This window comes from Microbacterium sp. H83 (genome assembly GCF_001650405.1).
In the GTDB taxonomy this organism is placed as follows: Bacteria; Actinomycetota; Actinomycetes; order Actinomycetales; family Microbacteriaceae; genus Microbacterium.
Genome location: NZ_LWCU01000028.1, coordinates 1 through 21344 on the forward strand (window position 1 = coordinate 1; position 21344 = coordinate 21344).

The following is a 21344-nucleotide window of genomic DNA, read 5'->3' on the forward strand; positions in this document are numbered from 1 at the left end:
CGGAGTCGGCGCCGCGGGCGTCGGGGTCGGGATCACCGGGGTCGGCGTCGGAGTCGGCGCCGCGGGCGTCGGGGTCGGGATCACCGGGGTCGGCGTTGGGGTCGGGGTCACCGGCGTCGGGTTCGCGGTGTTGGTGAGCGTCAGCGCGACGGCGGCCGACGAGGCCGGCGTCACCTCGTAGGTGCCGTCCGCGGCAGCGGTCACGCCGTCGCCCGAGATCGTCCAGCGACCCCATGTCACGCCGTCGATGACCGGGAGATCGATCTCCTCGATCACGAACGTGGATCCCACCGGTGCGCGCGTGCTGAGCACGGGTGTCCCGAGCGGCACCGTCATGCGAATCGCCGGTGCCTCCGAGCCCTTGATCGAGTACTCGACGGTGTACACCGCGTCTCGCGCGATCGGCGCCTGCGTCCCGGTCAGCGCCTTGACGATCGAGAACCGGGCGTAGGAGACGCCGTTGCCCTCTCCGCCCCCGGTCTCGGTGACGGTGTACGTCGCCGACGTCTCGACGGTCTCGACCACCGCGCGGTTGCCGAACACGTCGCCGGCCTGCGCGACGCCCTCGGCCTGCGTGTAGTAGATGAGCTCGTATGCGAACCCGCCCGCAGGGAGCCCCGACGCCGCGAACTCGAAGGAGTGCCCGTCGGCGGCGAAGACCACCTGGTACATCGTGGGATCGACCGCGGTCCATTCGCCCGTGAGCATGCCGTCGACGACGGGTCTCTGGTTGAGCTTCAGCTCGCCCGTGTAGCGATGCCCGGAGAGCGCACCGTCGAGGGCGTCCGCGACCTCGAAGCTCCCGTCGGAGACGAAGCCGCTCGGGATCCCGACGCCCCAGACGAGGCGGCCGTCGCCCGTCGCCGATCCGCCGTACTTGTAGGGCGCCGCGTCCTCCTCGAGGTCTGCGGGGATGATCCCGCCCCCACCCGGGAGATCGACGACGACGACCGTCGTGCCGAGGTCGAAGGTCACGGTCTCGCTGTCGGTCACCACGGACGCTCGCGACTGCATCCAGAATGTGCCGCGCACCTCCTCGAGCCCGTTCACAGCGTCCGTGAGGGTGCAGACGACGTCCGGCCCCGGACCCGCCGCCACGGTGCAGTCCGCCATCACGACACCCGTCTTCGGGTCGGTGATCTCGAACACCCCTGCCTTCGAGCGGGCGAACTCGGCAGGAAGAGTCATGCCGAAGGTCTCGCCGCTCACCGCGCCGGCCGGAACCGACCAGTCGCCGCTGATGCGGACGATCTCGCCCTCTCCCAGGGGCCCGCCGCCGTCGCTCTCGAGCAGGAGTCCGCTGATGGCTCCCGGATACGTCACGGTCGGCGCGGCCGAGGCCGGCGTCACCGCCCCCCAGACGCCGATCAGCATCGCGAGCACTCCGAGCGCCGCGGCGATCACCGCCCGTGCGGGCGGTGCGACGCGCACGGGCGCGCTCGCCGTCGTCGTGCTCGACATCCGCGTGCGAGCACGCTCCAGGTGCAGGTCCCCAGTCATCGTCTTCCCCAGTCCGATCATCGCCGCGCCCAGTCGCGGCTCATCTAAGAGATCAGAAAAGAGAGGTCGGATTACGTGCACTCCGGTATACAGCTGCGATATGCCGGCACTCGATGCGCGGCGGCGGGGCGTCCGACTCGCGGGAAGCGTGAGGCGCGCGCGATCCTCAGCCCTCGAGGGCGGCCGGCGGCGCCGGCGCGTCGACGACCTCGTCGACCAGGCCGATGCCGCCGGACGAGCTGGCGTTCATCATCAGATCCTGGATCCAGCGCGGGTTGAGCTCCGGCGTCTCCGGCTCGTCGAAGACGAAGCGCAGCGGGATGGAGGGGTGCAGCCAGATGGTCGAACGTCCCTGTGGACTCCCCTCGGGATGCTTCCACGACAGCGTGAAGCTCTCCTGCCGACGGAGCTTCGTCGCGATCGCCACCTTGAGATGGGCGAGCGCGCGGTCCTCGATGTGGATCGGATCCTCCGCCACGCCGTAGTACAGCATTCCCATTCCTCGACCCTAGCGCCCGGCATATCGGCATGACGGCATTGGCGTCACCCGCCGTCTCACCTCAGAGCAGTCCGGATACCAGTCGCTCGATGCGCCCTCGGATGTCGTCGCGGATCGGACGCACCGCGTCGATCCCCTGGCCGGCCGGGTCGTCGAGCTCCCAGTCCTCGTAGCGTGTGCCGGGGAAGAACGGGCAGGCGTCCCCGCACCCCATCGTAATCACGACATCCGACGCCTGCACGTCCTCGGGCGTGAGCACCTTCGGCTGCTCCGCGGTGATGTCGATGCCGACCTCGCGCATCGCCTCGACCGCGACGGGGTTGATCCGGTCGGCGGGCATCGATCCTGCCGACCGGACCTCGATGCGGTCACCGGCGATGTCTCGCAGGAAGCCCGCGGCCATCTGCGAGCGACCCGCGTTGTGGACGCAGACGAACAGCACCGAGGGCTTCGAGGTCACGGCGTTCATGGTCTCCTCCACATCTAGCGACCCTCGAAGCGTATGTCACCGCTGCCGTCGGGAGCGATGACCGTCCCGGTCGACCCGGTTCGCGCGGACCGGCCGCAGCACGGCATCCGAGGTCATGGAGAATTCCGTGACCAAACCGTTGCATTCGTTACCTCGCCGTTATAGAGTGATCGCACGGTGAATGTTTGCTGTGGCATCCACCTCATGTGATTGCAGGACACTCTTGGTGCAAGGGACAAGGGCCGGTCGGGAGCCTCTCCGACCGGCCCTTTACTGTTGCCAGTACGCTGTTCTCCATGACCGATCGCAAGCTCGCCCTCGAAGCCTGGGAGAGCCTGTTCCGTGCTCAGCACGAGCTGTTCACCGAGATGAACGCCGACTTCGACGAGGGCGATCTCGCGCAGGCGGAGTACGACGTGCTGCTCACCGTCACGCGGTCTCCTGACATGTCCGCGCGGCTCCGCGACGTCACGTCGAACATGCTGATCAGCCAGCCGAGCGTCTCGCGCCTCGTCGACCGCATGGTCACCCGAGGACTCGTCTCGAAGTGCCCCGACCCCGACGACGGTCGTGGCGCTCTGATCCGGGCGACGGATGCCGGGGCCCGGGCGTTCCGCAGCGTCGCCACCGTGCACGGCCGCTCGATCGCCGCACGCATGTCGCGCCTCGAGGACGACGAACTCAAGGCCCTCCGCGATCTGACCGAGAAGCTGCGCAACCGCTGACCCCGGACGCCCGCGGCTGGCTCATCCCCCACGGCTCATCCCCCACGGCTCCTCCCCCACGGCTCCTCTGCGTTCGGCGTGCATGCCCCGGATCGCACACGTCGCCTCGCACCGGCATCCGTTTCCGCCCCGCCGCGTGTGCGATTCGCGGCACCGTGTGCCGCCCGGGGCACCGGCCTCGCCCCGACGGGGGATCCGCCCGACGGCCCCGCCGGTTTTCTGGCAGGGTGGAACCGAATTCCGGCATCATCGCGCCGGAGTCGCAGACCACCCCCTCGGGGGGAACCAGGGAGGTCATTCATGGAGTTCGCCGGAATCGTCGGCATCCTCGTCATCGTCGGGATCGCGGTCGTCGCGGTCGTCGTCCTGCTGCTGATCCTGCTGCTGTTCGCGCGCAGCTGGATCAAGGTCGCCAGGGCCGACGAGGCGCTCGTCATCTCGGGACGCAAGCAGAAGGTGCAGCGCACCGTCGTCGCCGAGGACGGCACGACCCGAGGCGAGACCGAGGAGTCTCCCGTCACGGTGATCGTGAACGGCAAGTCGCTCGTCAACCCGATCACGCAGCGCCACGAGATCATCTCGCTGCGCTCCCGTCAGGTGTCGCTCAACGCCGAGGCGCAGTCGCTCGACAGCGTCACGCTCAACGTCGACGGCGTCGCCATCGTGAAGATCGGCTCCGACCCGCTGTACGTCCGCCGCGCGGCCGAGCGCTTCGCATCGCAGGACAAGGCGATCGAGCAGTTCACCACCGAGCAGCTCGAGGGTGCGCTCCGCGGCATCGTGGCGACCCTGTCGGTGGTCGAGCTCATGCGCGAGCGCAAGAAGTTCTCCGACCAGATCGCCGCCGACGTCTCGCAGGAGCTCGCCGAGCAGGGTCTGATCCTGGACTCCTTCCAGATCAAGGGCATCACCGACAAGGTCGGCTACATCGGCTCGCTGGGAGCCCCCGAGATCCAGGCGAAGCGACAGCAGGCCGAGATCTCTCAGACGAACGCCGACCGCGCGATCAACCAGAAGAACATCGCCAACCAGGAAGCCAACCTGGTCGAGCAGACGGCCCTCGACACCAACACCGCGAACGCGAACGCCGGCATCGGCCGCGCGCGCGCCGAAGCGGAGCAGGCCGAGAACCTGGCCCGCGAGCAGGCGCAGCAGGCCGTGCTGCAGCAGCAGGCCGAGAACCGGCAGGCCCAGCTGGATGCCGACGTCAAGCGCGTCGCCGACGCGCAGCGGTACGAGGCGGAGACCCGTGCGCAGGCGGAGCTGTACACGCGCGAGCGCGCCGCCGAGGCGGCGGCGATCGAGCAGGTCAAGCAGGCCGAGGCCCGCACCCGCATCGCCGAGCAGCAGGCGCAGGCCGACAAGGCGAAGGCCGACGGTGAGGCGGCGGCGGCGATCGCCCGGGCGACCGGTGAGGCGGACGCTCTGCGCGCCCAGGCCGAAGCCGAGTCCGAGGCTCGTCGTCTGCGGGCCAGCGCCGAGGCCGACGCGATCCGCGCCGAGGGTGAGGCGCGTGCCGCCGCGGTCGAGGCCGAGGCGAAGGCCATCGCGTCGAACCAGGACGCGTTCCTCTCGCAGCGCGTGCTCGAGACGCTTCCGTCGATCATGGCCGAGTTCGCCAAGGGATACGCGGCGATCGGCAGCGTGTCGATCATCGGCGGCTCGAGCGACGACGGCGCGTCCAACGTCGTCGGCGCCGACAGCGCGAAGGCTCTCAAGTCGGTGTTCGACAGCGTCAGCTCGGCCACGGGACTCGACCTCGCGTCGATCATCCAGGGCCAGGCCGTCGGCCGCGGCATCGGAGAGGGCGTCGCCGCCGCGTCGGCGGGCGCCGCGCCGGTGCAGCGTCAGCCGAAGCCGACCACTCCTCCGCCGCCTCCCGCGGCCGCTCCCGCAGCGGAATAGGACACACGACAGCGGATGCCGCGGCCGACCCGGTCGCGGCATCCGCTGTTCTACGCCCGGCCCGGCGTGCGCGGCCCTGCGCCCGGCCCGCTCCGGCGGTTCCCCGCCTTCCGCCGTCCACACGCATTCCGCCGTTCACACGTCCGGAGATCCGGCGCCGATCCGAGCACGGGGGCCTTTCTTGCGCGGACGTCGCTCCGATCTCCGGAGTTGTGAACGCCGCACGCCCGAGCGGGCAGACTGGGACGATGACGTCCGCCGCCTTCGACCTCGCCGCGATCGGCGCGGGGCTCTCGTTCGCGGCGGCCCTCGACGACGTGACGGCCGCGCTCGACGACAGCTCCTCGGTCGTCGTGAGCGCCCCGCCCGGTACCGGCAAGACCACGCTCGTTCCGCCGCTGCTCGCCTCGCGCCTGCCCGGCCGCGTGATCGTGACCCAACCGCGACGGGTCGCGGCCCGCGCAGCCGCCCGGCGGCTCGCCGAGCTCGACGGATCCCCCCTCGGCGCACGTGTCGGGTTCACGGTCCGCGGCGAGCGCGCGGTCGGCCAGGACACCCGCGTCGAGTTCGTGACGGCGGGGGTGCTGCTGCGGCGGATGCTGGATGATCCGGCGCTCGACGGCGTGGACGGCGTCGTCATCGACGAGGTGCACGAACGCGCCCTCGAGACCGACCTGCTCGTCGGGCTGCTCTCGGAGGTGCGCGAGCTGCGGGACGACCTCGTGGTCGTCGCGATGTCCGCCACGCTGGACGCCGAGCGCATCGCGTCCGTCATCGGCACCGACGACTCCCCTGCGCCCGTCGTCGCCCACGACGTCCCCGCGTTCCCCCTCACCGAGCGCTGGGCGCCGAGCCCCGTGCCGCGTCTCGACGAGCGCGGAGTGACCTGGGCGTTCCTGGATCACGTCGCCCGCACCGCGACGGACGCCACGGAGGAGCTCGTCCGTCGCGACCCGGGGGCCGATGTGCTCGTCTTCGCGCCGGGCGTCCGAGAGGTGTCGGAGATCGCCCGCCGCATCCGCGCCGCGACCTCCGCCTTCGACGTGCGGGAGCTGCACGGACAGATGCCGCCAGCCGAGCAGGATGCCGTGATCCGCGGCCGCGAGGCGCACGACCCCGCCCGCATCGTCGTCACCACCTCGCTCGCGGAGTCATCGCTCACGGTGCCAGGGGTGCGGCTCGTCGTGGACACCTGTCTCGCTCGGCATCCGCGGCTCGACACCGGCCGCGGGATGACCGGACTCGTCACCGCCGCCGCCCCGCGGTCGTCGTGCGTGCAGAGGGCGGGGCGAGCGACTCGTCAGGGTCCAGGGTCCGTGATCCGCTGCGTCGACGAGCGCACCTATGCGGCGGCGCCGGCGCGACCGGTCGCCGAGATCGCCGTGGCCGACCTGGTCGACGCCGCCCTTCTGCTCGCCTGCTGGGGCGCACCCGGCGCCGCCGGCCTGCGGATGATCGATCCGCTGCCCGCCGATCACCTCGCGGATGCGGTCCGGGTGCTGCGCGGCCTCGGTGCGGTCGACGCCGACGGCCGCGCGACCGCGGAGGGACGCGCCCTCGCCCGCTTCCCGACCGATCCACGTCTCGCGCGGGCGCTGCGCGACGGTAGCCCGGTGGTCGGTGCGGGGCTGGCCGCCGAGATCGTCGCTCTGCTCGCCGGCGACCTGCGTGTCTCGGAGGTCGACGCGGCGCGGGCCATCGTGACCCTGCGCGGCGGCGGCACGCCGGATTCCCGCCGCTGGCGCAGCGACGCTCGCCGGCTCGAGCGCATGGTCGAGCCGACGCCCGGCATCCGCCCCGATCTGGAGGGCACGGGTCTCGTCATCGCGCTCGCCTTCCCCGAGCGGATAGCGAGGCGGGTGGAGAGCGGCCCCGAGGGCGCGACGTTCCTCCTGGCGTCCGGAACCCGAGCGGCCGTGCAAGGTCCCCTCTCCGGCGCGCCGTGGATCGCGGTCGCCGATGTGTCACGCGCCTCGGGACGTGCGACTGCCGGCTCGGGCGCGATCGTCCGCTCGGCGGCGGCGCTCTCGGAGGCGCAGATGGAGCGCGCGGCCGGCCACCTCCTCACCGACCGGGTCGAAGCGGATCTCGTCGGCGGTCGCGTGCAGGCTCGCCGTGAACGTCGTCTGGGGGCGATCCTGCGATCGTCCGCCCCCGTGCGCGCATCCGCCCAGGAGAGCCGGGATGCCGTGCGTCGGGCACTCCCGCGCGAGGGGCTCGGCCTGTTCACCTGGTCGGCCGCCGCGGACGCGCTGCGCCGGCGACTCGCTCTTCTGCACCGCGAGCTCGGGGAGCCCTGGCCGGACGTCTCGGATGCCGGGCTGCTGGCCGATCCCGACGCATGGCTCGCGCCGGAGCTCGACGCGCTGGCGAGCGGCACCCCGGCTGCACGCCTCGACCTCGCGACGGCTCTGCGCCGCCTGCTGCCGTGGCCCGAGGCGACGAGGTTCGACGAGCTCGCTCCCGAGCGGCTCGAGGTGCCCAGCGGCTCGCGGATCCGCATCGATCATCCACCGCACGACGATCCTGCGGCGCGGCCGGTCGTCGCCGTCAAGCTGCAGGAGTGCTTCGGGTGGGCCGACACCCCTCGCCTGGTCGACGGCCGCGTTCCGGTGCTCTTCCACCTGCTCTCCCCGGCCGGCCGGCCACTCGCCGTCACCGACGACCTCGCCTCCTTCTGGTCGGGGCCCTACGCGCAGGTGCGGGCGGAGATGCGGGGCCGGTACCCCAAGCATCCGTGGCCCGAGGATCCCTGGGCGGCCGTGCCGACCCGACACACGAAGAACCGCGCCGCCCGCTGACCCGGGCGGCGCGGTGTCAGTCCTTCCTGCCGCGCCCCGCGCGCGCGCTCGAGGCCCCCAGCGTCGCCGTCGACAGCAGGCCGATCGCCAGGAAGCCGGCGGCCGTCCACGCCGCATACCTCGTGCCGTCGGAGAACGCCGCCCGGGCGTCGCCCGCGATGTCGGCCGTCTCGGGGCCGGTCTCCAGTCCGGCGATCGCGGCGCCCGCGCTGTCGACCACCGCGGACACCACCTGGTCCCGCTGGCCGGCGGGGAGTCCGCGATCGTCGAGCGAGGCGGACAGGACCCCGGCCGTCGTGCTGAAGAGCACCGTCCCGAGGATCGCCACGCCCGGGGCGGCACCCAGCTGACGGGAGGTCGACTGCGTGCCGGAGGCGGACCCGCTGTCGGCGACCGGGACGTCGGCGAGCACCACTCCGGTGAGCTGGGCGGTGGCCAGCCCGACGCCCAGGCCGTAGACGAAGAGGAACGGGATGAGCGGCCCCCAGTCGGCGTCGGGCGCGATCACGAGACCCACGCCGGCGACCCCGATGATCTCGGCGATCAGCCCGGCACGGACGATCCAGACCGGGGCGATCCTGCCGCTCGCCGCCCCGGCGACACCGCTGGCGAGGAAGGACCCGCCGGCGAGTGCGAGCAGCAGGAGGCCGGTCTGCACCGCCTCGAAACCGAGCACGAACTGCAGCCACAGCGGGAGCGCGAGGATGATGCCGAACTCGCCGAGGGCGACGACGGCCGCCGCGATGTTGCCGTTGCGGAACGACGGGATGCCGAACAGGCGCAGCGCCAGCAGCGTCGACCGCCCCGCGCGCTGCCGGCGCAGGCCCCAGAGGACGAAGGCGATCAGCGCCACGAGGGCGAGCGCGAAGGCGAACGGGATCGGCGAGAGATCGAGCGGCCACTCCGCGTCGCCGATCCGCGGACGCTGGTCGACGGACCACCAGCCGTAGGTGCGCCCCTCGATCAGGCCGAACACGAGAGCGCCCATCGTCACGACCGACAGCACGGCGCCGACGACGTCGATGCGCTCCGTGCGGTCGCTGCGCGTCTCGGCGACGGTCAGCAGCACTCCCGCGATGATGATCACGCCGAGCGGGATGTTGATGCCGAACGCCCAGCGCCAGGAGAACTCGGTCGTCAGCCACCCGCCGAGCAGAGGCCCGACCGCGGCCATCCCGCCGATCGTCGACCCCCAGACGGCGAAGGCGATCCCGCGCTCTCGTCCGCGGAAGGTCGCGTTGATGGTGGAGAGGGTCGTCGGCAGGATCATCGCGCCGCCGACGCCCTGAGCCAGGCGGGCGAGGATGAGGGTGCCCCCGTCGGAGGACAGCGATGCGAGCACCGAGGACGCGGCGAAGACGACCACACCGATGATCAGGAGCCGTCGGCGTCCGAAACGGTCGGCGAGGCTGCCGAACACGAGCAGCAGCGCGGCGAACACCAGGGTGTACGCCTCCTGCACCCACTGCACCTCGGTCGAGGTGATGCCGAGATCGTCGACGATCTCGGGGATCGCGACGTTCACGATCGTCGAGTCCACGATGATCAGCGAGACGGCGATGCTGATGAAGACCAGTCCGATCCAGCGCAGACGTTCGTATCGTTCCACGACTTCTAGCTTAGCTAGATAATCGCCGATCGAACAGATGGAGACGATGCGTGCCTACGCCGTCCTCCTGCGGAGGGTCGCGGAGGCGAGGATGAGCGCGCCGACCCCGAAGGCGACGACCACCATCAGGGGGCCGAAGACATCCTCCCCTCCCTCGCCCGCGGTCACGGCGTTGATCGTGTCGATCGCATAGCTCAGCGGCAGCCAGTCCGAGATCGCATGCAGCACATCCGGCATCTGATCCCGCGGCATGAACAGACCACCCAGGATGATCTGCGGGAAGACCAGCAGCGGCATGAACTGCACGGCCTGGAACTCGGTCTGCGCGAACGCGCTCGCGAGGAGACCGAGCGCGGTGCCGAGCAGCGCGTCGACCACAGCGACGAGACCGAGCTGCCAGAGCTCGCCCTCGACCTCGAGTCCGCAGACGCCGACGGCGAACGAGACCGTGATGACCGCCTGCAGCAGTGCCATGAGTCCGAACGCGAGGGCATAGCCCAGGATGAAGTCGGCCTTGGCGAGCGGAGTCGTCATCAGCCGCTCGAGAGTGCCCGAACGCCGCTCCCGCAAGGTCGTGATCGACGTGATGAGGAACATCACGATGAACGGGAAGAGCGCGAGGATCGCTCCGCCGAACTGGTCGAAGACCCCGTCCTGATCACTGAACAGCCACGCGAACAGGCCGACCAGCAGGCTCGGCGCGATGAGCATCAGCGCGATCGACCGCGGGTCGTGCCGCAGCTGGCTGAGGACGCGGCCGCCGGTCGCCAGCATCCGCCGCCCGTTCACCGCGACCCCTCCCGTCGGTCGCGCCGCGTCCGGCGTCGCACCCCGTCCGAGGTCCCCTCGGCCCGGGCTCGGGTGTCCCGCTCGATGAGTGCGAGGAACGCGGCCTCGGCATCCGTCGTGTTCGTATCGGCGAGCAGGGCGGCCGGGGTCGTGTCGGCGATGATCCGCCCCGAGCGCATGAGCAGCAATCGGTCGCAGCGCTGCGCCTCGTCCATGACGTGACTCGACACGATCATCGTCACGCCGCGTTCCGCGAGCCCTCGGAAGAGCGTCCACAGCTCGACGCGCAGCACCGGGTCGAGGCCGACCGTCGGCTCATCGAGGACGATGAGCTCCGGGGAGCCGACCAACGCCATCGCGAGCGAGACCCGTGTCACCTGTCCTCCGCTCACCGAGTCGGCGAGCTGCCCCGCCTGGTCTCGGAGCCCGACCTCGTCGAGCACGCGGTCGACATCGCTCTTCGGCGCGCCGAGCACGGAGGCCAGGTATGACAGGTTCTGCCTGACGGTGAGATCTCCGTAGACGGCGGCGCCCTGGGTGCCATAGGCCACCCGTCGGCGCAGCTGCCGCGATCCGGCCGGTTCACCCAGCACGATGACGGTGCCGCCGGCGATGCGCTGCACCCCGACGAGCGCCCGCATGAGGGTGGTCTTGCCGCATCCCGAGGGTCCGAGCAGACCCGTGATCTGCCCTCTCGGGATCGCGAGGTCGACACCGTCGAAGACCTCGACCGTTCCGCGTCGGACCCTGAGGTCGGTGACCTCGACCGCCGAGTTATTCATCATGCGATGAATTATGCGCTCCCGGGCGACCGCGGTCAATGGCGCGTGCACGGCTTCGGCGATCGGGCGGCGACACGCGGGACGCGGACGGCGGATGCCGGCGAGTCGCCCACGGCATCCGAAGCCGTGCCCGGGTGGAGGACGAGGGACTGGAGGGACGGTGGCCCGGGGGGCTACTCGAAGAGGTACCGCTGGACCGTCGGCCCGACTCGGGTGACGATGTCATCGACGGATGCCGCGGCCATGGGCCCGAGCTTCAGCACGTAGCGCGTGAGCAGCAGCCCCGCGATCTGCGAGGCGACGAGCGTCGCCCGGAGCTCGGCATCGTCGACGCCGAGCTCTCTCGCGATCCTCCCGATGAGCTCGCGGGAGAGGAAGCCGGCGAGCAGCGGCGTCGTCGCCCGGCTGCCGATCGCGGTCCGGAGGAGCATGACGCCCCGGCGACGGATGTCCGGCTGCTCGAACGCCTCGAGGACGTACCTGACCAGCCGTGCGCCCACGTCGTCGCGCGGCCCCGCGATGATCCCGGGAACGTCGACATCGGGGCGCAGCGGGATCCCCACCGCCTCCGCGAACAGATCCGCCTTGGTGCCGAAGTAGTGGTGGACGAGCGCGGAGTCGACGTCGGCGCGGGCGGCGATCGAGCGGATCGTGGAGCCGTCGTACCCCTGTTCCCCGAACTCGTCGACGGCCGCGGAGATGATGCGCACCCGCGAGTCCGAGCCGCCGCGCGGACGTCCGCGTCGTCGGGGCGCTCGCTGCTCGCTCATGTCGCCAGCCTACGATGCGCCGCCGTTCTGCGCCGCCCACCGGCCGCGGACCCCGGCCGGTCGAGGGCCGGCGCGTCCGTGCTCAGTCGAGGAGGTGCCGCAGGTAGCGCGGCGGGTCCTGCAGGAAGGACCGCCAGTGGTTCACGAGTTCGAGGTCGCCCCACTCCGCCGGGCGGATGCCCCACTCTCCGACCTCGAGGATGCGGGCTCCCGGCAACGCGGCGAGCACCGGCGAATGCGTGGCGCAGAGCACCTGGCCGCCGTCGTCGACGATGCGCTGCAGCACGGCGATGAGCGCGAGGGTCGACTGGAACGACAGCGCGGCCTCGGGTTCGTCGAGGCAGTAGAAGCCGGGCTCGTCGAAACGGGTGTCGAGCAGCGCGAGGAACGACTCGCCGTGGCTCATCTCATGGAAGGCGACGTCGCCGCGGGCCGAGGGGTTCTCCTCGAGGTACGTGTAGAACGAGTGCATCGTCTCGGCGCGGAGGAAGAATCCCCACCGGCTGGACCCCACACCGCGCTGCAGCCGCAGCCATTCCGACAGCGGCGACTCCGACGGTCGCGTGCGGTGCATGGCGTTGCGGGAACCGCCCTCGGGCGAGAGGCCGTACGCGATCGCGATGCCCTCGACGACGGTCGACTTGCCGCTGCCGTTCTCGCCGACGAGAAACGTGACTCCGGGCGAGAGATCGATCCCGTCGCGGAGCACCTGGGCGACCGCCGGGATGCTGGCCGGCCACTGCGGTCCGGGTTCCGGTGCATCGTCGCGGGCCCGCACGGCCACGATCGGCTGCTCGCGTCGCCCGCGACTGCCCGGCGCCCAGATCGACTCCATGCTCCGACGCTACGCGTCACCGCCGACATAGGGCGACTCACGCGCCTTCCGCCGACTCACCTGCATGCCCGGCGCACATCTGCATGCCGAGATCGACGGATCCGGCATGCACCTGTCCTTTCGACCTGCAGATGCGAGCGCGCGGGTCAGCACTCGATGACGTTGACCGCGAGCCCGCCCTCGCTCGTCTCCTTGTACTTCGTCGACATGTCCATGCCCGTCTGCCGCATGGTCTCGACGACCGCGTCCAGCGACACGTAGTGGGTGCCGTCGCCGCGGAGCGCGAGTCGGGTGGCGGTCACCGCGGTCGACGCCGCGATGGCGTTCCGCTCGATGCACGGGATCTGCACGAGGCCGCCGATGGGGTCGCACGTGAGCCCGAGATGATGCTCCATCGCGATCTCGGCGGCGTTCTCGATCTGCCGATTGGTCCCACCCATCACCGCCGTGAGTCCGCCGGCGGCCATCGCGCACGCGGAGCCGACCTCGGCCTGGCAGCCGCCCTCCGCTCCCGAGATCGACGCGTTCGCCTTGAACAGCGAGCCCAGCGCCGTCGCGGTGAGCAGGAAGCGACGGATGCCGCGGCGCCGATTGGCCTCGGCGACGACGGCGGGATCGTCGATCGCGCCGACCGCGACGAGCGAGGCCTCCGCGCCGAATCCGAGCAGCGCGCTGCCGACCAGCTCGCCGTAGGGCGTCACGGCGTTCCCCGCGCCCAGCCCCGAGTCGGCGAGGAAACGCCACCAGTACATCGCGACGGCGGGGAGGATGCCGGCGGCACCGTTCGTCGGAGCCGTCACGACCCGACCGCCCGCGGCGTTCTCCTCGTTCACGGCGAGCGCGAAGGCGCCGAGCCATTCGCCCGGAAGCTCGCGATGGCCGTCGGCTTCGGCGGCCTCGAGCTGGGCGCGGATCGCCCCGGCACGCCGCTTCACCTTGAGGATGCCAGGGAGCACGCCCTCCGAGTGGAGCCCCGCATCGACGCACGCCGCCATCGCGTCCCAGATCGCGTCGAGTCCGGCGGCGACCTCCTGCTCGCCGCGCAGCGCGGTCTCGTTGAGTCGCGCGAGCTCGGCGATCGAGAGGCCATGCTCGTCGCACAGCGCGATCAGCGATGCGGCGTCGGCGTAGGAGTAGGGCAGCGCCGCCGGCGCGATCGCGGTCTCCTCGCCGTCGCGCCGGATGAACCCGCCGCCGACCGAGTAGTAGGTCTCATCTGCGACGACGCCGCCCTCGGCATCGTGGGCGATCAGCGTGAGCGCGTTCGGGTGGCCGGGCAGACGGGTGCGCGGCGCGAACACGATGTCCTCCTTCGAGAAGGCGACCTCGTGCACACCGTCGACGAGAAGCGTCGCCCCCGCGGGGAACTCGGTCCAGGCGGCGCGCACCCGCGCGGGATCGCAGGTCTCGGGCGCGAGCCCCCGAAGCCCCGCGACCACGGCATCCGGGGTCCCGTGCCCGATGCCCGTGGCGCCGAGCGATCCGTACAGGGAGCACTCGAGGCGGGCGACCTCCGTGAGCCGACCCGATGAGCGGAGACGCCGGGCGAAATCGAGCGCCGCCCGCATCGGCCCGACCGTGTGGGAGCTCGAGGGTCCCACTCCGATGGAGAAGAGGTCGAAGGCCGAGACGTACGCTGTCACCTCTCCAGGGTACGTCCTGGGCGGAGCAGTCCGGCCTCGCGCGGGCGGGCGTCAAGCCCCTTCCCGGCGAGGTCCGACCGCGGCATCCTGAGAGCCGTCCACCCATGCGAAAGGGATGATCATGAGCACCAGCACACCCGAGCAGGACCCGGCAGCGCACCTCGACGCCGAGGCGAAGACTCCGACGCCGACTCCGTCGTCGGGCGTCCCCGGCGAGTTCACCGCCACCGGGCCGACCGTGGAGACCCCGGCCCAGGGCGGCGACGACGGAAGCGACGAGGCGGCGGGAGGGGGCGAGAACGCGACGGACGGCGAGGCGGAGAAGCCGTCCGAGGCCGACTCCCCCGAGGACGCCGATCCCAGCGAGGTGCCCAGCACCGAGGAGCTGGAGGAGCCGAGCACCGAGAAGGAGCCGTCGGAGGAGCCCAAGGCCCCGGCGCGCAACGACCCCGAACCCGACCATGAGGCGGTCGGGATCGGGGTCATCGACGGCCCGGAGACCGACGAGGGCGACTGAGCGACTCCTACACCGCTCCGCCGTCCCGGTCTCACTCCCCCCGCACCGTCGTCGCGCTGACGGCGATCGGCGCACGGCCGTGCGGGGGGAGGAGACGGCTGCGTGCTATTCGACGAGCTTGCCCTCCGTATCGACCTCGCGCATGAGCTCCGCGATCTCGGCCGGGATCTCGGGGATCGACTCGTGCGTGACACCCGCCGTGGGCGACCAGACGAGGTTGACCTGCAGAGTGGGGTCGGTGTCGGGGTAGTCGCTGCGGTTGTGGCACCCCCTGGTCTCCCGCCGCTCGAGCGCGGCTTCGAGCGTCGCGCGGGCCGCGAGCGCCGATGCCTTCAGGTCGAAGGCGTGGGCGAGGTCCTGGAACCCGGCGATGTCGGGGTGGATGCCGATGTCCTCCATCCGCCCCTCGATCATGTCGAGGTCGGCGAGCCCCGCCCGCAGACCCTCCTCGGAGCGCACGACTCCCGCGTGCTGGGTCATCGTGTTGCGGATCGCGCGCTGCAGCGCCCGGACGTTCTCGCGCCCGTCCGCCGCGAGCAGGTCGTCGATCTCGGCGCGCGCCGTGGCCACGGCATCCGCCGATCGGCGCTGCGCGTCGAGCCCTGCAGCGTGCGCCATCGCGGCCTGGCCGACGATACGGCCGTAGACGAGCAGCTCGATGAGCGAGTTGCCGCCGAGCCGGTTGGCGCCGTGCAGGCCGCTCGATGCCTCGCCGATCGCGTACAGCCCTTCGACATCGGTCTGGTGGTCGTCCGGCCGCACCCACACGCCTCCCATCGAGTAGTGCGCCGTGGGGGCGATCTCGATCGGCTCCGTCGTGATGTCGAGCATCTGCAGCTCCATCATCGTCTGATAGACCCGGGGCAGGCGCGTCATGATCGTCTCGCGCGGCAGGTGCGAGACGTCGAGCCAGACGCCTCCGTTCTCGGTGCCACGGCCCTCGGCGATCTCGGTGTAGGCCGCGAGAGCCACCCGGTCACGGGTCGACAGCTCCATGCGCTCCGGGTCGTACTTCGACATGAACCGCTCGCCGAGCGCGTTGCGCAGGATGCCGCCCTCGCCGCGCGCGGCCTCGGAGATGAGGGTGCCCGCGACGTTCTCCGGCTCGATGATGCCGGACGGGTGGAACTGCACGAGCTCGGGGTCGCGCAGTCGGGCCCCTGCATCCACCGCGAGCCGGAACGAGTCTCCGGTGTTCTCATCGCGGCGGGACGACGTGCGTCGCCAGATCCGGTTGTGTCCGCCCGCGGCGAGGATCACGGCGTCCGCGTGGATGAGGTAGCGCGTGCCGTCGGCCTGGTCGAAGCCGTACGCGCCGAACACGACGTTGTCGCGCACGAGCAGCCGCGTGATGTACACGTGGTCGAGGATCGGGACCTCGAGCTGCTCGGCCTTCGCGACGAGGGTGCGCTGGATCTCGAGCCCCGTGTAGTCGCCGGCGAACGCGGTGCGCCGGAAGGTGTGCGCGCCGAAGAAGCGCTGCGAGATGCGGCCGTCGTCCTCGCGCGCGAAGTCCATGCCCCAGCGCTCGAGATCGCGGATGCCGCGCTCCGCGCCCTGCGTCACGATCTCGACCGTGTGCGGGTTGGCGAGCAGATAGCTCTCCTTGATCGTGTCGGCGGCATGCTGCTGCCAGGTGTCGGCCTCGTCCATGGTGCCGAGCGCGGCGTTGATGCCGCCGGCGGCGAGGGAGGTGTGGGCATCCTGACGGGGGCGCTTGCCGACGGCGAGGACGTCGACACCGTGCTCGGCGACCTCGATCGCGGCGCGCAGCCCGGATCCTCCGGTGCCGATGACCAGCACGGTGGTGGAGATCTGACGTTCGCGTGTACTCATGCGATCCACGCTAGTTAGGCCGTCCTAAGCACGTCCAATGCATAGTTCTACTCGTTTCGATAGAGTGCCGGTATGAATCTGGAGCAGCTCCGAGGATTCGTCGAGGTCGCCCGGCTCGGTCACTTCACCCGCGCATCCGAGCATCTGCACCTCGCCCAGCCGTCGCTGAGCCGTCAGATCTCGACGCTGGAGCGCGAGCTCGGGGCCGAGCTCTTCCATCGCGCCCGCGGGCACATCGCGTTGACCGCGGCCGGCGAGGCGCTGCTCCCGCGCGCGCAGCGGATGCTCGCCGAAGCCGACTCGATCCGGGAGGAGATGAGCGAGCTCGCCGGGCTCCGGCGCGGTCGGGTTCGTCTCGGCGCGCCGCCGACCCTCTGCATCAGCCTGGTGGCCGAGGCCATCAGCACGTTCCACGCCGAGCATCCCGGGGTCGATCTGCACCTCGACGAGAGCGGCTCCCGACTGCTCGTCGAGCAGCTCGCCGTCGGCGCCGTCGACATCGCCCTCATCACCGAGTCGGACGGACCGCCGCCCTCGGGCTTCAGCCTGGCGCGGATGCCGCTGCTCACCGAAGAGCTCGTCGTCGTGTCCGCCGCCTCCGCTCCCCCGGTGGCGGTGACGCCCGCGATCGGCCTCGAGCATCTCGCGACGCTGCCGCTGATCGCCCTCGACGAGACCTACGAGCTGCGAGCGACGACGGATGCCGCGTTCCGCTCCGTCGGACTGACCCCGAATCACGTGCTCGAGGGCGCCGAGATGGACGCCCTGCTGCGCTTCGTCGAGCGCGGAGTCGGGGTCGCCGTCGTCCCCGCCATGGTGCTCCTCGACCAGCCGGCGCTGCGGTCGGTGCGCCTGACGCATCCGATGATGAGGCGCACCGTGAGCCTCGCGCATCGGGCGGACGTGACGCCTGCGGTCGCGGTCGCCGCCATGCGCCGCGTGATCGTCGCCACCGCGGCCGAGGTCGCCCGCCGCGATCCCGCGATCACGAGTCTGCTCGACTAGAGCGGACGCATCGACGGGGGAAAAGAGAAGATCCCCGCCGCTCTCGCGACGGGGATCTCCTGTGGTGTGCGCCCGAAGGGACTCGAACCCCTAACCTTCTGATCCGTAGTCAGATGCTCTATCCATTGAGCTACGGGCGCTCCTGGACCGCTCAGCGGGCCGTGGAACAGCCTATAACAGTCGCCACCTGAATGCGAATCGAGCGGGTCACGAGGCCCGATCGGACTCCTTCTGCCGCTTCCGGCGCTTGGCCTTCGCGCGCTGCAGCGACGACAGCGCCTGGAGGTCGACGAGGCGGAGCGCCTGCATCCGCGCCTCGCGCATCCGGTCGTAGTCCGGGTCCTGATCGGGTCGCATGCCCTCCACGCGCAGGCGCCGATCGAGATTGTGACGCACATCGGCCCAGGCGGCCTCGCGAGCCTCTTCGACCATCGCCCGCAGCGCCGCGTCGTCCTCCATCAGCTCGCGCAGCTTCGTGGCGACGCCATGCGACTGCTTGGCACGGCGGCGCAGGTTGCGCACATCCCGGTCGCGGTAGTCGTGGGTGCCGGAGGGGTCGGAGTGGCGCCCTCGTGCGCGCTTGCGGAGCTCGGTCAGGTTGCGCTCGACCTCTTCTGACTCCTCCGCCATCGCGCGCAGGGCCTCCCGTGCGTCGGCCACGTACTTGCCCGTGTCGAAGATCCCGCCCTCGGCGATGGTGCCGATGAGGATGTGGTTCTTCACCGCGAGGCGCGCAGCAGCGGTCGCGATGGCCACACCTTCGGCGACGGCATCCGCAGTTCGTCCCACCACGACCTCCCTCCTTCGAGGGTACCGGTTCCCCTCCGACATCCACTGGGTCAGAATGGGTCGGAATCGGGTCGAGGCGACCCGGACGGGATCGGCGGCGCTCCCCGCGAGCGCCGGGAGGAGGAGCCATGGCGCGTCTCGTCCTGACCGGCAGCACGACCGTCATCACGGGAGCGGCGAGCGGTATGGGCGCCGACATCGCGCGACTCCTGGCCTCTCGCGGCGCGCACCTCGCACTGGTCGATCACAACGCCGCCGCGCTCGCGGAGCTCGCCACGGAGCTCGCGTCGACCGCACCCGGCGCGCTCGTCACGACGCACATGGTCGACCTGCGCCACGACGAGGCCGTCTTCGCGGCGGCCGACGACATCGTCGCGGCGCATCGCCGACCGAACGCCCTCATCACGTGCGCCGGATCGTCGATGCTCGGCACGATCGACCAGCTCACCATGGAGGAGATGCGCTGGCTCGCCGACGTCAACCTCTGGGGCACGGTGTCGATCACCAAGGCGCTGCTGCCCGCGCTGCGCGCCGCACCCGCCGCCCATATCACCCACCTGGCCAGCGTCTATGCCCTCGCCGCGCCCGCCGGACGGATCCCGTACTCCGTGAGCAAGTTCGCCGTGCGCGGCTTCTCGGAGGCACTGCGCCACGAGCTCGAGGGGTCGACGGTGACCGTCGGCGCCGTCTATCCCGCAGGCGTGCGCACGGGCATCATCCTGCACGGCCGCTATGCGGCGGCGATCGACCCCGCCGTCGCCGCGCGCGCGGCATCCGCGCAGGCGGCGATGTACCACACCGAGCCCGCAGAGGCCGCGGCACGGATCGTCCACGCGACCGAGCGGCGCCGAGCCCGCACGATGGTCGGACGGGAGGCGCGGCTCATCGACGTCCTCGTGCGCCTCGCCCCGTCGTCGTACTGGCGTGCGCTGAGGCGGGCGCTGCGCGAGGCCGTCGACACCACGACTCCCGCATGAGCGACGACAGCGGGGAGGGCGTGATGCGGCAGGGGGCGGTCGGCGCGGTCCGGCGCGTCGAGGCGGAAGGGCGCCGTCTCGTCGAGAAGCGGATGACCGACCCGGCCAGGCACGACAACGAGGTGCGGGCGCTCCAGGCCCTCGCGCACGTCGACCTGCCCACCCCCGAGCTGGTCGACGAGACGCCCGGGGTGATCGTCATGACCGAGATGCCCGGCGTGCGACTGGACGACGTCGACCGGCAGACGCGTCTCGCGGGCCTGCGCGCCTCCGCGCCGCTGCTGCGCCGACTGCACGAGTCGGAGCTCCCTGACGGACTGCTCCCTGCCCCCGACGACGCGGCGATCGTCGAGCGCTACCACGCTGCGGGCGGACCCGCCCTGCGGCTCACGGTCCCCCCAGCATCCGGCCTCGCCTTCTGCCACGGCGACTGGACCGACGGCAACCTCCTCTCCGTCGAGGGGCGGATCACGGCGGTCGTCGACTGGGAGGCGGCGCACATCGGCGATCCGATCCGCGAGCTGTCCCGCGCCGCCTGGGGAGCCGGACGCAAGGACCCCCGCTCGTCCGACGCGCTGATCGCCGCTTACGGCGCCGACCCCGCGGTCGTGCATGCCTGGGATGCGATCCACGCCGCCGAGCTGTGGCTGTGGTTCGCCGAGGCCGGACCGCCGGAGTACCTCGCCGAGCTCACCCGCGAGCTGCGCGACGGACTGCACGGCTGAGCGGGCGGGCGACGCGCGGCACCCGCCGGAGGCCGTCAGCGCACCGCGCCCACCCAGATCCCGGACGCCCAGGTCTGCTGATCGCCGCTGCAGCCGACCGATCCCGGGTACCCGCGCACGACCGCCATGCAGTTCGCCAGGAACTCCGGATCGCCGCCGAACATGCTGTCGTAGGCCGCCGAGGCGTTGAGGGAACCCCAGACCTGGAACTGATAGATGTGGGCGAGCTCGTGCGCCATCGCCCAGTTGAGGCGGTCGGCGCTCCAGCCGGCGATGTCGGCCCGGTACTTGATGTAGCCGCTGCTGTTGGCGCAGGCGGGGGCGGTGCCGCCGGCGCACGACGACGATTCGTAGAGCCCCACCGATCCGCCGCCGACCCGGTCGAGAGCAGCACGCACCCTGGCGTAGCCGTCCGGTCCGCTCGAGCTCCAAGCCGGCCCTCCGGGGCCGACGGCCTGTCGCGCCTGCCAACCCGCGACGTCCTCACCGATCTTGGCGGTGAGGGCGTGGACGGTGGCCGTCGCGTTCGCCACCACGGCGGGGTCGCTGCGCTCCGCGAGCACGGTCTGCTGCACGGCGAGGGCCGACGCCCGATGGGTCGACACGTCGACCTTCCCGTCGGCGGCCGAGATCGCTGAGCTGAGGGCTGAGATCTCGGTGAGGAACGCGGGGCGCATCTCGAGGACGGCGGCCCGGTCGGCGGACTCGGATTCGGCGATCTCCACCGCGCCCTGCAGGTGATCGGTGCGCATCTGCGCGGTGCGGGCGGAGTCGGTGAGCGCGCGCAGCTCGGCGATCACCGTCGCTCGTTCGGCGTCCAGCGCCGCGGCGCGGCTGACGGCGCCGGCGGCGAGCAGCAAGGCGGCGACGACGGCCACCGACAGGACCCTTCGGATCACGGAATGCACCTCACGGCAGGAACCCCGTGGCGTCCGAGAGCTGCGCATCCTGTTCCGCGATCCGGGTGCGCAGCGCCGTCAGCTCCTCAGCCAGCGCGTAGTTCGCGACCCGCGTCGCGTCGAGTGTCTCCTGCACCTCGACGACGGCGGCCCTGGCCTCGGCGAGGGCGTCGACGCGCTGCTGATCCGCGACCACGACGAGCACCGCTCCGCCGATCAACAGCAGCCCCCCGGTGACCACAGCGACGCCCCGCATATCGCTCCCCAGA

Annotated in this window: 20 protein-coding genes and 1 tRNA gene; 7 read left to right on the top strand and 14 right to left on the bottom strand. The window is 71.5% G+C overall.

Annotated features, from left to right (window positions below; all coding sequences use genetic code 11):
• From A4X16_RS12055 to A4X16_RS12065, 3 genes are all read right to left on the bottom strand, one after another.
• Positions 1–1500: Ig-like domain-containing protein (locus A4X16_RS12055; RefSeq protein ID WP_197491832.1), on the bottom strand; the 1500-nt coding region annotated here is incomplete at its 3' end.
• Positions 1501–1666: 166 nt separating this feature from the next.
• Positions 1667–1999: a DUF7882 family protein gene (locus tag A4X16_RS12060; RefSeq protein WP_067120880.1), complete on the bottom strand. Its 333-nt coding sequence runs from the start codon at positions 1997–1999 to the stop codon at positions 1667–1669.
• A gap of 61 nt (positions 2000–2060) precedes the next feature.
• Positions 2061–2468 (bottom strand): arsenate reductase ArsC, encoded by a 408-nt coding sequence (locus A4X16_RS12065; RefSeq protein WP_067120882.1) that lies wholly within the window; start codon positions 2466–2468, stop codon positions 2061–2063.
• A gap of 296 nt (positions 2469–2764) precedes the next feature.
• On the opposite strand from A4X16_RS12065, the gene A4X16_RS12070 reads away from it, so the two are divergent.
• From A4X16_RS12070 to hrpB, 3 genes are all read left to right on the top strand, one after another.
• Positions 2765–3193 (top strand): MarR family winged helix-turn-helix transcriptional regulator, encoded by a 429-nt coding sequence (locus A4X16_RS12070; protein ID WP_067120884.1) that lies wholly within the window; start codon positions 2765–2767, stop codon positions 3191–3193.
• 300 nt (positions 3194–3493) lie between these two features.
• The gene (locus A4X16_RS12075; protein WP_067120886.1) at positions 3494–5098 is read left to right on the top strand and encodes an SPFH domain-containing protein; all 1605 of its coding nucleotides are present in this window, start codon (positions 3494–3496) and stop codon (positions 5096–5098) included.
• A 248-nt stretch (positions 5099–5346) separates the two neighbouring features.
• Positions 5347–7899, top strand: a complete 2553-nt coding sequence (gene hrpB, locus A4X16_RS12080; protein ID WP_067120888.1) for an ATP-dependent helicase HrpB — start codon at positions 5347–5349, stop codon at positions 7897–7899.
• Between the two features lie 16 nt (positions 7900–7915).
• Here the strand turns inward: hrpB and A4X16_RS12085 are convergent, their stop codons facing one another.
• The 6 genes from A4X16_RS12085 to A4X16_RS12110 all read right to left on the bottom strand — a co-directional run bounded on the left by A4X16_RS12085 (position 7916) and on the right by A4X16_RS12110 (position 14327).
• Positions 7916–9508, bottom strand: coding sequence for a DHA2 family efflux MFS transporter permease subunit (locus tag A4X16_RS12085; protein WP_067120890.1), 1593 nt, complete (start codon positions 9506–9508; stop codon positions 7916–7918).
• A 54-nt stretch (positions 9509–9562) separates the two neighbouring features.
• On the bottom strand, positions 9563–10297 hold the full coding sequence (locus A4X16_RS12090; protein WP_067120892.1) for an ABC transporter permease: 735 nt from the start codon (positions 10295–10297) through the stop codon (positions 9563–9565).
• Complete coding sequence (locus tag A4X16_RS12095; RefSeq protein WP_067120894.1) at positions 10294–11082, bottom strand: ABC transporter ATP-binding protein; 789 nt, start codon at positions 11080–11082, stop codon at positions 10294–10296. The genes A4X16_RS12090 and A4X16_RS12095 overlap by 4 nt, the downstream gene beginning before the upstream one ends.
• A gap of 170 nt (positions 11083–11252) precedes the next feature.
• The gene (locus tag A4X16_RS12100; protein ID WP_067120896.1) at positions 11253–11849 is read right to left on the bottom strand and encodes a TetR/AcrR family transcriptional regulator; all 597 of its coding nucleotides are present in this window, start codon (positions 11847–11849) and stop codon (positions 11253–11255) included.
• Between the two features lie 82 nt (positions 11850–11931).
• Positions 11932–12684, bottom strand: coding sequence for an AAA family ATPase (locus A4X16_RS12105; protein WP_067120898.1), 753 nt, complete (start codon positions 12682–12684; stop codon positions 11932–11934).
• Between the two features lie 146 nt (positions 12685–12830).
• Positions 12831–14327, bottom strand: coding sequence for an L-serine ammonia-lyase, iron-sulfur-dependent, subunit alpha (locus A4X16_RS12110; RefSeq protein WP_067120899.1), 1497 nt, complete (start codon positions 14325–14327; stop codon positions 12831–12833).
• Between the two features lie 121 nt (positions 14328–14448).
• Here A4X16_RS12110 and A4X16_RS12115 point away from each other — a divergent pair, with 121 nt between their 5' ends.
• On the top strand, positions 14449–14844 hold the full coding sequence (locus A4X16_RS12115) for a hypothetical protein (RefSeq protein ID WP_157560166.1): 396 nt from the start codon (positions 14449–14451) through the stop codon (positions 14842–14844).
• A gap of 105 nt (positions 14845–14949) precedes the next feature.
• Here the strand turns inward: A4X16_RS12115 and A4X16_RS12120 are convergent, their stop codons facing one another.
• Positions 14950–16680 carry an L-aspartate oxidase gene (locus A4X16_RS12120; RefSeq protein ID WP_067120903.1) on the bottom strand — a complete coding sequence of 577 codons (1731 nt, stop codon included), beginning with the start codon at positions 16678–16680 and terminating at the stop codon, positions 14950–14952.
• Positions 16681–16752: 72 nt separating this feature from the next.
• Between A4X16_RS12120 and A4X16_RS12125 the strand changes: the two genes are divergently transcribed.
• A complete protein-coding gene (locus A4X16_RS12125; protein ID WP_067120905.1) occupies positions 16753–17685 on the top strand; it encodes a LysR family transcriptional regulator in 933 nt (310 codons plus the stop codon).
• Between the two features lie 67 nt (positions 17686–17752).
• On the opposite strand, the gene A4X16_RS12130 is transcribed toward A4X16_RS12125, so the two are convergent.
• Positions 17753–17825: transfer RNA gene (locus A4X16_RS12130), tRNA-Arg, on the bottom strand.
• A 67-nt stretch (positions 17826–17892) separates the two neighbouring features.
• Positions 17893–18477 (bottom strand): asparagine synthase, encoded by a 585-nt coding sequence (locus A4X16_RS12135; protein ID WP_231880351.1) that lies wholly within the window; start codon positions 18475–18477, stop codon positions 17893–17895.
• A gap of 125 nt (positions 18478–18602) precedes the next feature.
• On the opposite strand from A4X16_RS12135, the gene A4X16_RS12140 reads away from it, so the two are divergent.
• Both A4X16_RS12140 and A4X16_RS12145 read left to right on the top strand, forming a co-directional pair.
• Positions 18603–19451, top strand: coding sequence for an SDR family NAD(P)-dependent oxidoreductase (locus A4X16_RS12140; protein WP_067120909.1), 849 nt, complete (start codon positions 18603–18605; stop codon positions 19449–19451).
• Complete coding sequence (locus A4X16_RS12145; protein WP_067120911.1) at positions 19448–20176, top strand: phosphotransferase family protein; 729 nt, start codon at positions 19448–19450, stop codon at positions 20174–20176. The genes A4X16_RS12140 and A4X16_RS12145 overlap by 4 nt, the downstream gene beginning before the upstream one ends.
• A gap of 35 nt (positions 20177–20211) precedes the next feature.
• Here A4X16_RS12145 and A4X16_RS12150 read toward each other — a convergent pair whose 3' ends face one another.
• Together A4X16_RS12150 and A4X16_RS12155 are read right to left on the bottom strand one after the other, a co-directional pair.
• Positions 20212–21075 carry a hypothetical protein gene (locus tag A4X16_RS12150; RefSeq protein ID WP_231880352.1) on the bottom strand — a complete coding sequence of 288 codons (864 nt, stop codon included), beginning with the start codon at positions 21073–21075 and terminating at the stop codon, positions 20212–20214.
• Between the two features lie 10 nt (positions 21076–21085).
• Positions 21086–21331, bottom strand: coding sequence for a hypothetical protein (locus A4X16_RS12155; RefSeq protein ID WP_067120914.1), 246 nt, complete (start codon positions 21329–21331; stop codon positions 21086–21088).
• Positions 21332–21344: the final 13 nt, after the last annotated feature.

Coding starts and splice junctions, on each gene's coding strand:
- A4X16_RS12060 (WP_067120880.1), bottom strand. CDS start 1,999: ATGGGAATGCTGTACTACGGCGTGGCGGAGGATCCGATCCACATCGAG.
- A4X16_RS12065 (WP_067120882.1), bottom strand. CDS start 2,468: ATGAACGCCGTGACCTCGAAGCCCTCGGTGCTGTTCGTCTGCGTCCAC.
- A4X16_RS12070 (WP_067120884.1), top strand. CDS start 2,765: ATGACCGATCGCAAGCTCGCCCTCGAAGCCTGGGAGAGCCTGTTCCGT.
- A4X16_RS12075 (WP_067120886.1), top strand. CDS start 3,494: ATGGAGTTCGCCGGAATCGTCGGCATCCTCGTCATCGTCGGGATCGCG.
- hrpB (WP_067120888.1), top strand. CDS start 5,347: ATGACGTCCGCCGCCTTCGACCTCGCCGCGATCGGCGCGGGGCTCTCG.
- A4X16_RS12095 (WP_067120894.1), bottom strand. CDS start 11,082: ATGATGAATAACTCGGCGGTCGAGGTCACCGACCTCAGGGTCCGACGC.
- A4X16_RS12100 (WP_067120896.1), bottom strand. CDS start 11,849: ATGAGCGAGCAGCGAGCGCCCCGACGACGCGGACGTCCGCGCGGCGGC.
- A4X16_RS12105 (WP_067120898.1), bottom strand. CDS start 12,684: ATGGAGTCGATCTGGGCGCCGGGCAGTCGCGGGCGACGCGAGCAGCCG.
- A4X16_RS12115 (WP_157560166.1), top strand. CDS start 14,449: ATGAGCACCAGCACACCCGAGCAGGACCCGGCAGCGCACCTCGACGCC.
- A4X16_RS12120 (WP_067120903.1), bottom strand. CDS start 16,680: ATGAGTACACGCGAACGTCAGATCTCCACCACCGTGCTGGTCATCGGC.
- A4X16_RS12125 (WP_067120905.1), top strand. CDS start 16,753: ATGAATCTGGAGCAGCTCCGAGGATTCGTCGAGGTCGCCCGGCTCGGT.
- A4X16_RS12140 (WP_067120909.1), top strand. CDS start 18,603: ATGGCGCGTCTCGTCCTGACCGGCAGCACGACCGTCATCACGGGAGCG.
- A4X16_RS12145 (WP_067120911.1), top strand. CDS start 19,448: ATGAGCGACGACAGCGGGGAGGGCGTGATGCGGCAGGGGGCGGTCGGC.
- A4X16_RS12155 (WP_067120914.1), bottom strand. CDS start 21,331: ATGCGGGGCGTCGCTGTGGTCACCGGGGGGCTGCTGTTGATCGGCGGA.